The organism is Bacillota bacterium (assembly GCA_012842395.1).
GTDB lineage: Bacteria > Bacillota > SHA-98 > UBA4971 > UBA4971 > UBA6256.
The window spans coordinates 1-14,674 of sequence record DUSX01000001.1; the positions used below are offsets into that span (position 1 = coordinate 1).

Genomic DNA, 14,674 nt, shown 5'->3' on the forward strand with positions numbered 1-14,674 from the left:
ACCAAGGATCCCAATGAATTCGACTGCGAATCCCTCTGACCCAGTAAGAAGGTTGGCCCTCCCACCGGGCATCTCCTCCTGGTTCCAAGATACAGGTGAATTCCGTGATTGTCCCGTGGGTGAATTCCTTGACGCTTTTGCGTCTCAGATGGGGGAATTACTTGATTGTCGACACGGCCCGGAGCGTTCTTAGCCTACCTATGAGGAATGGAAACTAGACCGGCCTGAGGACCAGAAGCCCTATGCGGAGACTCGTTCTTAGCCTACCTATGAGGAATGGAAACATGCAGGAAGCGGAAGAGAGCAAAACAGGAGAGCACGTTCTTAGCCTACCTATGAGGAATGGAAACCCGCCCTGGAAGCCGCGGGCGTGTCATACGATGAGGGTTCTTAGCCTACCTATGAGGAATGGAAACTGTTGTTCTGCAATATCTGATACTGCTGGCTCTCCGGTTCTTAGCCTACCTATGAGGAATGGAAACTACCGGAAGGTCGCGACATTGAGCTTGCCAGGGTCAAGTTCTTAGCCTACCTATGAGGAATGGAAACACACCCAGGTCGAAGGCAAGAGCACCGGGACGATGCAGGGTTCTTAGCCTACCTATGAGGAATGGAAACTCCGAAGTCCGGAAAGGGTAGGTTCGTGCTGCACGAGTTCTTAGCCTACCTATGAGGAATGGAAACCGAATTCCGCGCTTCGGTGGGACATCGAGCAGGCCATACAGGTTCTTAGCCTACCTATGAGGAATGGAAACCCTTGGTCGGGAGTGCAGGACCCCACGCCGCGACCCATAGTTCTTAGCCTACCTATGAGGAATGGAAACACGCGCCACACTACATACCTGGGGGCAACCTCAAGACCGGTTCTTAGCCTACCTATGAGGAATGGAAACGCGCCGGTGCGAGGTTGCGAACCGGTCCGGCGCGGCGTTCTTAGCCTACCTATGAGGAATGGAAACCAGGACATAATCCGGGGGATCCTCCAGGACGAAGAGGGTTCTTAGCCTACCTATGAGGAATGGAAACAGCTGCTCCCCGCGGCGATAAACGAGCGACCCGAAGGGTTCTTAGCCTACCTATGAGGAATGGAAACTGCGCCCTCACCGTCTTCGCCCTCGGCTGCCTTGCGGGTTCTTAGCCTACCTATGAGGAATGGAAACCCTGATCCACGGCGTGGGACTCTATCTCACCTGCCAGTTCTTAGCCTACCTATGAGGAATGGAAACATTCCCGCCTCGCGTCCGGACTGCGGGCGGGCGGCCGGTTCTTAGCCTACCTATGAGGAATGGAAACTCATCACGGGCGACCCTTACGCGGACGATCTTGACCGTTCTTAGCCTACCTATGAGGAATGGAAACTACGGCCCGCCGCCGGAGCCGGAGGCGAAGGCCGACGGTTCTTAGCCTACCTATGAGGAATGGAAACAAGGCGACGGGCCGGACGGCGCTCGTGGAAGTCAAGGTTCTTAGCCTACCTATGAGGAATGGAAACGCAGCATCCTCAGCCCTCCTCTCCCGCACCCATCTCGGTTCTTAGCCTACCTATGAGGAATGGAAACTTCTTCCCCGAAGATGTCCTCCACCCTACACTGCAAGGGTTCTCTTGTTGGAGGTGAGGATGATGCTCCCGCGGGTGTATCGCGCGCTGACGAGTCGGAAGGACAGCGTTGCCCCCAGCGAGTCCATTGTAAGGTAGCCCAGCTCGTCGATGATGAGAAGCTTCGGTGCCGTGGAGAGTCAACCGTGCGGAGGCGAAACTCGCAACCTCGCAACAAAAGCTCCGCGTGGGGAATCATAGAGGAGGTGATCTAGAATGCTGAAAACCATGAACAAGATCCTCGACCTCAGCCTCGGGGCTCTCCTGCTGACAAAAGAGAAGATCCAAAAGGTCGCGGACGAGTGCGTAAAGCGTGGCGAGCTCGGTCGCGCCGAGGCAGAGAGACTCGTCTCCGAGCTCACGACAAAGGGCGAAGAGGGGCGCGCGCGTCTCAGCGAGCTGGTCTATGGCGAGGTTCGCAAGATAGTCGATGACCTCGGCCTCGCTACGAAAAAGGACCTCGCCGATCTCGAAGCACGGCTGCGCCACCCGCAAGGCTGACCCTGCCTTGGGCCCAAACCGGGAGAGCAGGCTCAGGCCGCCGAGGCACGCGAACCGCCCCGGTCGCCCGGGGACACACCACAAGCGGAGCACGCGCGCCGGCGCCGCTTGAGCCTCACCTCCTCCGGGGGGTCTCGACCTGATGGGAATTCTTCGGAGCTACGCGCATCTGGTTCGCTACCGCGAGATAGCCCGCGTCGCTGCACGCTATGGGTTTGGCTTTCTGGCCGACCTTGTGGGGCAGGCCGCTGGCTTCGCCTTCCCGCGGCAGCGGCTCGAGCCTGCCCGCCCCGGCGTGTACCGACTGTCACGCTGGGGACGTGTGCGCTGCGCGCTGGAAGAGCTCGGTCCAACCTTCGTCAAGATCGGGCAGATCCTAAGCACCCGCCCGGACATTGTGCCGCCCGCCCTCGCCGCAGAGCTTGAGAAGCTCCAGGATCAGGCAACGCCTTTCTCGTTTTCCAAAGTGGAATCGGTTGTAGCCAGCGAGCTGGGAGCAGTCCCTGACGAGGTTTTCTCCACCTTTGATCCGGAGCCTATCGCCGCCGCGTCCCTCGGTCAAGTCCACACGGCCCGCCTGAGAACCGGTGAAGAGGTTGTAGTGAAGGTCCAAAGGCCGGGTGTGGAACGCGTGGTCCGCACCGACATTGAGATCCTCAGGGAAGTGGCGTCCGTGGCTACCCGCCGCTCCCGGCTAGGACGCGTGTATGACCTCGTGGAGATCGTCGATGAGCTGGCAGCCACGCTCTTTCAGGAGCTCGATTACACAGCCGAAGCCGCCAATGCGGACCGCCTCGCCCGCGCCTTGAGCACGGACCCGCGCATCGTCATACCTCGATTATACTGGGAATACACCACGAGGCGCGTCCTCACTATGGAGCGAATTCACGGGACGAGGCTCACGGAATTGGGCGCAGCGAAACATGCGGCGAAGCCCGGTGCCGACACCGAGGCCGCCGAGGCCGCCGGTCCGCCGGAGGCCGCCCGCACGGGACCCAAGACGGCGGGTGCGCCGAGGAGGGCCGGGGAACCGCAACTCGACACGCGTGCCATATCCAGAGCGCTTGCCAATACCATCCTTGAGCAAATCCTGGTCCACGGGGTGTTCCACGCGGACCTGCACCCTGGGAACGTGGTAGCGCTCCCTGACGCGCGAATCGCCCTCCTCGACTTCGGGATGGTGGGAGTTGTCCCGGACGATTTGAAGGAACAGTTCGGCGGCTTTCTCCTCGCCGTCGCGGCCCGCTCACCCGCGCGCCTTGTGGCGGTCCTCCTGAAGCTGGGTCTCGCGCCGGCCGGAGTAGACACAGGGTCGCTCACACGTGACGTGGACGCGCTCTTGCGAAGGTATTACGGTGTGCCCGTCTCCCAGCTCTCAGTCGCCGAGCTCACAAAGGACGTGCTCGATGTATGCGCCAGGCATCACATCAGAGTCCGACGTGACTTCGCTTTAGTCCTGAAGGCCCTGACCGCAGTTGAAGGAACCGTTCGCTACATCGACCCATCGTTCAACCTGGTGGAGGCGGCCGAGCCTTTCGCGAAGCGTCTCGTGCGCGAGCGGATGAAGCCTGCATCTGTTCTGAAAACCCTCGGTAAGGCGGGTGCCGACTACGCAGAATTCCTGGCGCACCTGCCCACAAGACTTGATCGAGTGCTGGACCTTGCGGCAAGCGGACAGCTCAAGGTCAAGTGGGAGTTGGAGGGCGCGCGCAGGGTTTTCAAAGAACTGACCCTCCTGGTCAACCGGCTCGCCCTGAGCGTGGTGCTGGCGAGCATCATCGTCAGCACCGCTCTCATCGCCCAGTCCGCGCCTGCGGTGCTGATATGGCGATTTCCTTTGGCCGAGGCAAGTTTCGTGCTCGCTCTAGTCTTCGGGGTTTGGCTTGTTGTGTCCATCCTGCGGTCGAGACGATTCTGATGCCTGTCCCCCTCTGCCCTCGCTCCTCGTCCGCTTCTCATGCGCTCATGACGCTCTCCTCAGGGTCTGGGATGAGTTTCCGGGCGAAACATCCGATAATCCATGTCAATTCCCCTGGACATAAAGAGTATAATCTTATATATTTATATTGTAGCCGTTCTCTCATTCAGCGATGACGGCATGGCACTCTTGAGTTTTCCCACATCGTTCATGTGGACCCGGACCGGTTGAGACTCCAAAGAGCGTCGCCGCGCCGCCGCCGCTGCAGGAATTGACGGCTGCTCTTAACCGGCGTGCCTCTCGCCACAACGAGAGTCCTTGCTTGACAGAGGGGGTTCCAGTGTGGTTCACCCGGGCATCGACAGGGCAAAGCCCGTGCCCCTATATCATCAGTTGAAAGAGTCTCTTCGCGAGCGAATAGAGGCCGGGGAGTGGTCTCCGGGGTCGCAAATCCCCACGGAGAAAGAACTTGCCGCCGAGTATGGCGTGAGCCAGATAACTGTGAGGCAAGCCCTCGCGCGCCTCGTCACGGAAGGCCTGGTGGAGAGGTGTCAGGGGCGGGGCACATTTGTGTCACAGCCTTCGCTCGTGCAAGACATCCTGGACCTTGGAGGTTTCTCGGCGGGATTTGCCAGCGCCGGCGTAGGGATCGAGACCCGGTTGCTCGGTGCCGGCATCGTTCCTGCAAGCGAGGGCGTCGCCAAGCACCTGAAGCTGAACCAGGGCAGCCCCGTCATCGAGGTCCGTCGCCTCCGGCTCACGGGCAACGGTGTGCCCATATCCCTCCAAACGTCTTACATGCCCAGCGACCTCTGTCGCCCCGTCCTGGAGCGCGACCTTGCGCGTGAGTCTCTCTTCACCCTTCTCACCGACGTGTGCGGTCTTGAGCTTGCGCGGGCAGAAGAGGTGCTCAGCGCGGTCGCGGTCGACGAGTACGAGGCGAAGATCTTGCTCGTGGCCCCTGGGAGCCCCGCCTTCTTAGTGCGAAGGACGACGTTCGACAAGAACGGAACCCCGGTTGAGTTCGTAAAATCCGTGCTGCGAGGTGATAGATGCAAGTTTACAGCGACGCTGACTCCGAGGGCAAACGGACGAGCAAGCGGAATGCGGGTGGAAACGGGGATGAGCGCGAGCCCCGCGGAAAGAGGAGAGCAGACGATCGGGATCAAGACGCAGGTATCCTGACAGTATTCACGTTTCGGCATGTTAACCTTTCGGTCGGTTCTGACGCAATGCCCACAAGGACAAGGAGGAAAGGCCAATGGGAACGAACCCCAAAGTTGAAGGTGACCTGCGCAAGACTTACTGGACTCCTAGGCGTGTCGCTCGGATGGCAATATTCGTGGCGCTGAGCGCCGTAGGCTCAATCATCAAGATTCCGAGCCCGACCGGCACGGTAGCGCTTGACTCATGCCCCGGCTACTTCAGCGCAGTGTCTTTCGGCTGGCTCGAAGGCGGGATCGTCGCCGCGATCGGGCACATCTTCACGGCAGCCACGACCGGCTTCCCGCTCAGCGTGCCCGTTCACATCCTGGTCGCCGTTGAAATGGCCGTCTTCGCCGCAGCCTTCTGGTGGATCAACAAGAGGCTTGGCATCATACCTGCGATAATCGCGGCCACGTTCCTGAACGGGGTGGTGGCTGCCTTCGTGATGGTCCCGATCGGCGGCATGGGGCTTGCGGTCGGGCTCCTAGCACCGCTCACGGTGGGGTCCGCCGTCAACATCATCATCGCAGCCGTGGCGTACGCGATCGTCAAGCGCAGCAACATGATCTGACGAAGCATTCGGCCACAAAACGAAATACGTAACGGCGACAAGCACGATGCAATTAGCGGTACTCGAACTAGCGGTATTCGTAGGTGACAAGAAGTCATGCCAGAATCAAGTCCGCGTGAATTCGAAATGTCTCAGATAGAGCGAGAGCTGGCAGAACTGGCAGGGTTCGCCGGGGCAGGCCCGAGAGACATCGACCTGCCCCCGGATTCTTCGCCCGAAGCGGCAGGAACGATCCTTCGGCACCGCGTCGCGAAGTGTCGCGACCTGACGCTGGTTCGGCTTGCAGGTCCTTATTACATGGTGATCGCGTGCGACTCGGACGGCGGGATAGGCCCGAAACCGCACGACACGGTGAAGGTACCGGGCTACCTCGTCGGGCGGTTCGCGGCGCGCGTGCCACTCATGGAGATGCTCGCCAGCGGCGCGCGCCCGCTGGTGATTGTGGATGCCCTGAGCGTAGAATTGGAGCCTACAGGCAGGGAGATCATCGGAGGCGTGAGGTTCGAAGCTAGTCTTGCAGGAATCGAAGGCGATGGAGCGGTCACCGGTAGCACAGAAGACAACGTGCCCACGGTCGCAACAGGCGTCGGGGTTACGGTCATAGGACTTGCCGAGGAGCGCCGCTTGAGGCCAGGCACTGGTCTCCCAGGCGACATCGTCGCAGCTGTCGGGATCCCTAAGAGTGCACCCGGAGATGCCGTGACGGTCGATGATCCTGAGATCGCAGACGTCCCCACAGTGATGAAGTTGGCACGCTTGGCGCAGGTTCACGACATCCTGCCTGTCGGCTCCAAGGGAATTGAGTATGAGGCGCGCCAGATGGCGGCATCGGCCGGCCTTTCCTTGGTCATGACCCCAGACCCCGGCCTGAATACAAAGAAATCCGCGGGTCCCTCCACGTGCGTCCTGGTATCAGTCGCCGCCAGCCGTGGCGGGTACGCGCAGATGAATACGGACATGGATACGGACGCGCACGCGGAGGCGGAAGCGGAGGCAGAGGCAGAAGAGGCGGACGCGGAACGCGCGGCGCTCCGTGAGATCGCCCGGGCGGTGGGGAAGCCCGTGGCCCTTGTCGGCCGTCTCGTTCGTACCTGACCGCGCGTGAGCGTCCCTGAGTGCACACGAGTGTGCCGTCGTGCTCCAAGGTGCGTCTCAGTACGGCACAGCGCGCGCCAGAGCGCCGGCGGCAAGGCGGCAGGGCCGACGCGCCGACGGCATCCGAGGGCTCGGCGGGCCCGGCCCGGGGAATCCACCCGGCCTCCACGCAAACTCACACCAGGCTGGGCTTGCCCGGGGCGTAGCACGGCAGGTCGCCGCCCAACACGAGGATTGGGGAGTGTATTGCAGCACATGCCAGAAGCAACGATCACGCAAAGCTCAGGGTCAGGGATCGTCCAGGTCGAATCCCTTTCGTACAAGTATCCGAAGGGCAAGGCCCCTACTCTCAAGGGCATAACTTACGGAATCGATTCCCCGCGCTTCGTCGCCATCATGGGCCCGACAGGCGCGGGCAAGACCACGTTCGCCATGACGCTGAACGGCCTGGTCCCCCAGCTCTTTGAGGGCGACATGTCAGGCCGCGTCGCGGTAATGGGCATGGACACGCAGAGATTCCGCATCCAGACGCTGGTCTCAAAGATCGGGCTCGTTATGCAAGACCCCGAGACACAGATCTTCGGTATCACGGTACGAGAGGATGTGGCCTTTGGCCCAGGCAACATGGGGCTTCCTCCCGCCGAGATCGAAGCGCGGATAGCTGAGTCTCTCGGCGCTGTCCGCCTCGCCGGGTACGAGGGCCGATTCACGAGCGAGCTCTCGGGAGGCGAGAAGCAAAGGCTCGCGATAGCCGGGGTGCTTGCGATGCGTCCGCAAGTGCTCGTGCTGGACGAGCCCACGTCAGAGCTTGACCCGCTGGGTCGGGACGAGATCTACGCAGCCGTCGACCGGCTGCGCCGCGAGCGACACCTTACCATCCTAGCGGTGGAGCACTCCAGCGAGGATATAGCCGAACGTGCGGACGAGGTAATCGTCATTAACAAGGGCGAGGTGGTCTGGCGCGGGCGACCGCGCGACCTTTTCTGCGACGTGCCGCTCACGATGCGCTTGGGCATCAGGCCGCCCCAGGTATGCGAGTTCGGGTGGCGCCTGCATGAGGCGGGGCTCATAGGCGCGGGCGACGTCCCTCTCACCGTCCGGGAGGCGGCGGGCCTCGCAAGACGCATCCTGCGAGGGCGAAGGATTCCCGCGGCGCATAAGGCCTCGAGCACGCGCAAGACGTCGAGCGACGACGGCAAGGCGCCAGTAAGCCCGCCACCGTCGACGTCGAGCCCGGACGTTGCGCATAGCGGGCCAGACGCCGCGTCTGCATCTCCCATCGCGATCAAGGTCGTGGGGCTCGAGCACAGCTACGGCCCGGGCACCCAGGCCCTTCGAGGCGTGGACCTCGAGATACGTCGCGGCGAGTTCGTGGCCCTCGTCGGACAGAACGGGGCAGGCAAAACCACCCTCGTCAAGCACTTCAACAACCTTCTCAAGCCCACGAAGGGCCGCGTCGAGATCGATGGCGTCGATACCAGGGGCGAGACCGTGAGCAGCCTCTCGCATCGCGTGGGATACGTGTTCCAGAACCCTGACCACCAGATATTCTGCTCCACGGTGGAAGAGGAAGTAGGGTATGGCCTGCGCAACCTCGGGCTTGCGCCCGACGCGGCACGCGAGCGCGTTCGCGAGGTGCTGAGCTTCGTGGGCCTCGAGGATGTGGCAGACCGCCACCCGTTCATGCTGGGCAAGGGAGAACGCCAGCGTGTGGCGGTGGCGTCCGTACTGGTCATGAAGCCGAACATCCTCGTCATCGACGAGCCCACCACAGGTCAAGACTGGGCCGGAGCTGAACAGATGATGCACCTCGTCCGCGACCTCCATCGGGCGGGACATACCATCGTCATGATCACGCACGACATGCGGATCGTTGCAGAATACGCCGAGCGGGTCGTCGTCATGCACAAGGGGAGGATCGTGGCGGATGGCACGCCGCGAGAGGTCTTCCGCCAGCGTGACGTGTTGCGCTCAGCATATCTCGCGCCGCCGCAAATATCGCTGCTTGCGGAGGAACTGGGCGACGTGGGCATGCCTGCCGAGGTGACCACGGTAGACGAAGCGGTTGGGCTCGTCATGGCGGCTCTGGGACCGCTGGGACCGGCGCCTGCGAATACCGCAAGCCCGGACGACCGCAGCCGCGACCGCGCCTGCGACCGCAGGCCGTAGTCCAGCGGTCCGTGCGAAACGCTTCAAGGCACCCGATGCTCGTCTGATTCCGAGGTTGGCCATCGATAAGGACCCACATTCACCCTTTCGATGGCGGCGGCAGCCGGCCGCACCTAAAGAACACACCTAAAGAACACATCGCAGGAGGAATCACATGTTTCTCGAGTACATCCCGGGCCAATCAATCGTCCACCGCCTCGACGTCCGAACCAAGGTCGTGGCGTTCATATGCCTGATGGTAGTGCTGTTCCTATTCAGGAGCCCTATATACAACGCTGCTCTCGTGCTCGTCGTGGCAGGCGTCGCGGTCGCAGCGCGCCTTCCCGCGCGGAGACTCTGGGGGGTGCTGGGCCCGCTCATGCCGGTGTTCGTCATAGTGATGGTCATTACCGGCTACACGTACCCGGTCTCGGCCTTCACTACCGATGCCGCGCGCAGGGTCCTGTTTTACTCGTGGCCCGGAGGCCACCTGCCCGTGTCCGTGGGGGGCGTCCTGTACGGCGTGACCCTGCTCCTCCGGATCCTTACGATGGTGGTTGCATCGTCAGTTCTCACGCTCACGACGCCGTTGGACGACTTCCTTCAGCTTCTTCGGGCCATGCGGGTTCCGTATGAGATGTCGTTCATAATCACAACCGGGATCCGTTTCGTGCCCACGATGGAAAAGAAGGCGGCGATGGTCCTCGACGCGCAGAAAGCACGCGGCGCAATGGTGGAGACAGGCGGCATGATACAGCGCATCAAAGCATACGTTCCGGTCATGGTGCCGATGATCGTCGACTCGATCCGGATGTCAGAAAACCTCGCGTGCGCCATGCTCAACCGTGGTTACGGAGCCACGCGCAGCTGGACGACCTTGCGCAAGATGATGATGCGCCCACGCGATTACGTCGTCCTCGCAGTGTGCATCGCCCTCACCGCGGCCGCCGTCGCGGCAGCGCGAGCCGGTTATGGAGCACTTTGAACTTGGAGCCGATAACTACACAGGAGGTTACTTCGATGAATCACGCTCTATTCGAACGCGCATACGGATGCCTCATGGGGGTCGCTGTAGGCGATGCGATGGGAATGCCCTCCTCGCTGATGACACCGCAAGAGATCGCAAGCCAGATAGGCCGCATAGACCGCTTCCTTCCTGCCCCGCGCGGCCACGTCATCCACGACGGTCTCCCGGCCGGAAGCACGACCGACGATACCGCGCAGACCGTTGCGGTGGCTCGTGCCATCATCGGCGATGGCGGCAAGGTGGTGCCTGAGAGCGTGGCACGGGAGATCCTCGCCTGGGCTGAGTCCGTCGGGGCCCTCGACGAAGGAGCCATGGTGCTCGGTCCCAGCTCGCGGGCGGCCCTGGCGCTTCTGCGCGCTGGCGTTCCTCCCGCAGAGGCCGGGAAGTCCGGTGAGACCAACGGCGCGCCCATGCGAATTAGCCCGGTCGGCATCATTCATCCGGGCGACCCCTACGGCGCGGTCGCCGACACCGAGCTGGCCTGCCTACCGACCCACGGGACGAGCATCGCCATCTCGGGTGCGGCCGCGATAAGCTGCGCCATTGCGTGCGCCATGGGTGGCGAAACCACGCTCGAAAACGTGGTCCGCGCGGCGATGTGGGGAGCCGATCTCGGGGCTGCCCGCGGGCGGCTCGTGGCTGCGCCATCTATCGCGAGGAGGATTGAGTGGGCCGTGGACCTCGTTCTTTCAGCACGTGACGAGTCGCGGGCGTGCCGCGACCTGTACGAGCTCGTGGGAACCTCCGTCGCCACCGCGGAGACTGTGCCGGCCGCGATCGCACTCTTCGTGCTTGCCGGAGGCGACCCGATGAAGACCGCCATCCTCGCCGCGAACACCGGCGGAGATTGCGATACCGTGGGTGCCATCGCAGGCTCGGTGGCCGGCGCGTTCGCGGGAATCGCGGCTTTCCCAAGCGATGTGATCGAGACCATCGAGCGCGTGAACAGGCACAACCTGAAAGCAGTCGCAGCCAGCCTCGTCGAGACCATGAGGTCCTGACCGACGCTCCCGCCCGCATGGGTGTCATCCTCGCACGGACCTCGTGCCAGCCACGCGCCAAGCCAGGCGGCAGCTCTTCGACAGACGGAGGCAACTGCTGCTTGGAGACCTCGCGCCGGCCATACCCCAAGCCACACCACGGCCACATCTGCCGCGCGGCCCCTGCCGAACGGGGCCGTAGCGGCTCTGCGGCGCCGTGACCACGCTGTGCCTGCACAATACGTCACAAGTGCGGGCGGCCGCGCTTCAGGCCTTTAGCCCTCTTTTAGTCCTTTCGGGAGACCACTCGGGAGACCACCCCGGCAAGCCGCTCGAATGCCGGCTTGAGCCACGGATAAAGCGCCCGGTACAGGTCATGGTACTCGTCATAAACGGCTACCACCGGCGGGTTGGGCTCGGTTACGCCGTCGGTCTCTATTGCCAGGTCACATGCCTCGGGCACGCTGGTGAAAACGCCCGTTCCCACCCCGGCCAAGAGTGCTGCGCCGTACGCGGGGCCTTCAGCGACCTTCAGCATTACGAGAGGTGTCCCGAGCACGTCAGCGATGATCTGCCTCCACAGCGCGCTTCTCGCTCCGCCGCCGGAGACCCGTACCTCCCCCATGGAAACACCGAGGGCCTTCACAAGCTCGAGGCAATCCCGCAGGCTGAAGGCCACGCCCTCCATGACTGCCCGCGCCATATGGGCCTTCGTGTGCCGCAGCGAAAGCCCGAAGAACACACCCCGCGCATTTGGGTCAGGATATGGCGTCCTCTCGCCAGCCAAGTACGGAAGGAACACGAGTCCCTCGCATCCGGGCTCTGCCTGTGCGGCTTCGGCCGTGATGAGCTCATAGGGGTCGATGCCAGCACACCGGCCCACCTCCATTTCGGATTCGCACAGCATGTCACGGAACCACCGCATCGAACCGCCGGCCCCGAGCGTGACCCCCATCGCATGCCACTTGCTTGGGACGGCGTGGCAGAACGTGTGGAGCCGCCCCTCGGTGTCGAGGGCGGCCTCGTCCATATATGCAAACACGACGCCGGAAGTGCCCACAGTCACGGAAATCGCTCCGGGCCTGACTATGCCGCTGCCGACGGCCCCGGCAGCCTGGTCGCCGGCTCCCCCAACCACCGGCGTGCCCTCGGCAAGGCCGGTTTCGCATGCTGCCTCCCGCGTGACCCGCCCCGTGACTTCCGGGGATTCGTAGCATCGCGGGAGCCAGTCCTCGGGGATCCAGAGCGTGTTGAGGACATCCCGCGACCACCTGCGGCCCCTCACGTCAAACAGGAGGGTGCCCGAAGCGTCCGAAACCTCAGTTGCATATTCCCCGGTAAGCTTGAACCTGATGTAGTCCTTGGGGAGAAGGATCTTGCGGATCTTCCCGTACAGCTCGGGCTCGTGGTCTCTTACCCAAATAACCTTCGGCGCCGTGAAGCCGGTCAGGGCGGGGTTGCACGTAAGCTCGCGAAGACGCGCCGCCCCACCAACCGCCTCGGTGATCCGTCGACACTCATCCGCCGTCCGCTGGTCGCACCAAAGGATGGCCGGGCGAAGGACTTTCCCTTCCCTGTCGAGCAGCACGAGACCGTGCATCTGTCCGGTGAGCCCCACGCACCCGATGTCGGCCGGCCTCACGCCACCGCTCGCGCATGCGCCGCGTATGGCGGCGCAAGTGGCGGCCCACCAGTCGTGCGGGTCCTGCTCAGCCCAGTTGGGATGCGGGGTCTGAAGGGGGTAAGTTTCCGTCGCCGAGGCCACGACGCGCCCAGCCTCGTCCGTGATGATGACCTTCGTGGCGGAAGTCCCGATGTCGATGCCCAGCAACAGGGGCAAGACTCACACCCCCATCCTCTAAGCAGCATTACGTTTGAGTTTGGTTCTCATGAGTTCAGTCCAGTTACCACTCAGCAGTTCATTTCTGCCGGCACAGTCTCACAGGCTCTCTCAGGCGCTCCATGGTTGGCCTTGTGACGGCCCTCCGCTTGCCGGCTTTGGCACACCAACCATCCCACGTCGTCCGATCGGCCCAAGCCCGTACCACTGGGGGCATGGCGATCCCCCGCACCTCCGGCTACCTGGGGTGACGACGCTTGTGTCCCGCAGGGAGAAATCGCCCACCTGCTCTTGAAGACCAACGGAGCTTCGAGATGAAAACCAGGTCCAGCGTGATAAGCCCGAAGCTTATAGCTACCTGATGGCAAAAGCGCTCGTTTTGTTCAGTAGGAACGGCCTGTAATAGCCTAGTATGTCGGACATTGGCAAGACATCGTCAGCCAGCCCAATCCCCAATACGTCCTGCAGGTAGTGCCGGCGGCGCTCAAACCGCGTCCATACACTCGGGAACTTGGCCTTGAGGACTGCTCGTAGTTCCTCATCAGCCAAAACAACACCATCTTCAAGGTTTGCTCCGAAATACGGAGGTTTGGGACAGATGATCAAGTCATACTGAATGTAGTTGCCGCTTTGCAGCCTTACACTAGACCCTTCCATAAACGGCGTTGACACCCATTCGTCGGCTGCAATGAAGTGGCCAGGATTTAAACTCCATCCAAACTTGGACCTAGGCAAATGAGTTTCGACCATATCCCAAATTCGGCTGCCTTCAATGCCGATCCGCACGGTTTGAAACCATCTGACCGCTGTAGCAAAATAGGGTATTGCTATCTTCTCCAGCCAATCATGAGCATGAGGTGGAATATCCCTCTCATCACGGGCGATGTACGCGGCCCTACACGAGAGTGCGCCTTCGATCCCGTATGCTGCTGTCAGAAACTCTCCCAGTTTCACCTGCCTGTCCGTGGGACTGACAAGTCCGAAACGTGCTTTTTCTCCCGTGGAAAGCATTGGATGAACAGAAAGGGGCACTCCTCGATTCTGAAACTGGGCGGCAAGTTCTAGCTCTGTCTTCCCTAAGTCTACGCAATCCATAAGGGCCAACATCGAGCGGGCAACGAGACACGCCGCGTACTCAAAGACGACGATCTGTTCTGGCTCCAGCACTACCCGCAATCCACCATAGGGCGACATAAACAGTGATGTGGCATTTTTGACCCGGCTACCTCTATCTGCTCCACAGCTGTCGCACGAATCCTCTCCCACCACTTCCCATATAGCTTCAACTACGTAATGGGGTATCTCTATAAGGTCAGCGCCGCGCCCTTCGTCCGCCTCAAAGCACTTCCAGCCCACGGTTCCTACTGTCATCCCGTGTTGCAAACCAGCGGCCCTTAGGATTTCCGTGAGTGACTTAACGTCCTCCCGTGGTTGACCAATTAGGCTAAAGCTCGGGAAATGAACGCCTTCTAGGTCTACCACTGTGTATCTGATCATGTCGATGTTTTCGTTTCCCAAGACTGCTTGGGGCGTGCCGGACAGACCCACGATGAGTAGTGCCTCTTCAAACCGGGGGCCAAATCCTGCCAGATAGGCGAAATTGGCCGCATGCTCCCGGTCGGCATAGACAATGACCTTATCAAGCCCCAAGTCTTTCATTTTCCCTCGTAACCGCTGAAGCCTTGCTTCATAGACCTCTGGACGCAACTGAGGAAACCCGACGGGGATTGCACTGACCGGTGGCTTCAATTCAAGTAGCTTTACCTCAGTCAACACGCTGTACCACACCCC

General features: G+C 61.6%; 11 protein-coding genes and 1 CRISPR repeat array. Of the genes, 8 read left to right on the forward strand and 3 right to left on the reverse strand.

What is annotated here, in order from left to right; all coding sequences use genetic code 11:
* Positions 1 to 185: 185 nt before the first annotated feature.
* Positions 186 to 1,559: direct repeats of the CRISPR family, unit length 30 nt; unit sequence GTTCTTAGCCTACCTATGAGGAATGGAAAC.
* Positions 1,560 to 1,584: 25 nt separating this feature from the next.
* The gene (locus GX515_00005) at positions 1,585 to 1,713 is read right to left on the reverse strand and encodes an ATP-binding protein (GenBank protein ID HHY31393.1); all 129 of its coding nucleotides are present in this window, start codon (positions 1,711 to 1,713) and stop codon (positions 1,585 to 1,587) included.
* Between the two features lie 100 nt (positions 1,714 to 1,813).
* Here GX515_00005 and GX515_00010 point away from each other — a divergent pair, with 100 nt between their 5' ends.
* The 8 genes from GX515_00010 (at position 1,814) to GX515_00045 (ending at position 11,064) form a co-directional block, all read left to right on the forward strand.
* Positions 1,814 to 2,098: a hypothetical protein gene (locus GX515_00010; GenBank protein HHY31394.1), complete on the forward strand. Its 285-nt coding sequence runs from the start codon at positions 1,814 to 1,816 to the stop codon at positions 2,096 to 2,098.
* A 142-nt stretch (positions 2,099 to 2,240) separates the two neighbouring features.
* Positions 2,241 to 4,016 carry an AarF/ABC1/UbiB kinase family protein gene (locus tag GX515_00015; GenBank protein ID HHY31395.1) on the forward strand — a complete coding sequence of 592 codons (1,776 nt, stop codon included), beginning with the start codon at positions 2,241 to 2,243 and terminating at the stop codon, positions 4,014 to 4,016.
* 342 nt (positions 4,017 to 4,358) lie between these two features.
* Entirely contained in the window at positions 4,359 to 5,201 is an 843-nt protein-coding gene (locus GX515_00020) for a GntR family transcriptional regulator (protein ID HHY31396.1), read from the forward strand.
* 76 nt (positions 5,202 to 5,277) lie between these two features.
* Positions 5,278 to 5,793 carry an ECF transporter S component gene (locus GX515_00025; protein ID HHY31397.1) on the forward strand — a complete coding sequence of 172 codons (516 nt, stop codon included), beginning with the start codon at positions 5,278 to 5,280 and terminating at the stop codon, positions 5,791 to 5,793.
* Positions 5,794 to 5,889: 96 nt separating this feature from the next.
* Positions 5,890 to 6,888 carry a selenophosphate synthase gene (locus GX515_00030; protein ID HHY31398.1) on the forward strand — a complete coding sequence of 333 codons (999 nt, stop codon included), beginning with the start codon at positions 5,890 to 5,892 and terminating at the stop codon, positions 6,886 to 6,888.
* Between the two features lie 255 nt (positions 6,889 to 7,143).
* On the forward strand, positions 7,144 to 9,057 hold the full coding sequence (locus GX515_00035) for an ATP-binding cassette domain-containing protein (GenBank protein HHY31399.1): 1,914 nt from the start codon (positions 7,144 to 7,146) through the stop codon (positions 9,055 to 9,057).
* 154 nt (positions 9,058 to 9,211) lie between these two features.
* Positions 9,212 to 10,021, forward strand: a complete 810-nt coding sequence (locus tag GX515_00040; protein HHY31400.1) for an energy-coupling factor transporter transmembrane protein EcfT — start codon at positions 9,212 to 9,214, stop codon at positions 10,019 to 10,021.
* Positions 10,022 to 10,056: 35 nt separating this feature from the next.
* A complete protein-coding gene (locus GX515_00045; protein ID HHY31401.1) occupies positions 10,057 to 11,064 on the forward strand; it encodes an ADP-ribosylglycohydrolase family protein in 1,008 nt (335 codons plus the stop codon).
* A gap of 265 nt (positions 11,065 to 11,329) precedes the next feature.
* Here GX515_00045 and xylB read toward each other — a convergent pair whose 3' ends face one another.
* Together xylB and GX515_00055 are read right to left on the reverse strand one after the other, a co-directional pair.
* On the reverse strand, positions 11,330 to 12,883 hold the full coding sequence (gene xylB / locus GX515_00050) for a xylulokinase (GenBank protein HHY31402.1): 1,554 nt from the start codon (positions 12,881 to 12,883) through the stop codon (positions 11,330 to 11,332).
* Positions 12,884 to 13,237: 354 nt separating this feature from the next.
* The gene (locus GX515_00055) at positions 13,238 to 14,659 is read right to left on the reverse strand and encodes a hypothetical protein (GenBank protein ID HHY31403.1); all 1,422 of its coding nucleotides are present in this window, start codon (positions 14,657 to 14,659) and stop codon (positions 13,238 to 13,240) included.
* Positions 14,660 to 14,674: the final 15 nt, after the last annotated feature.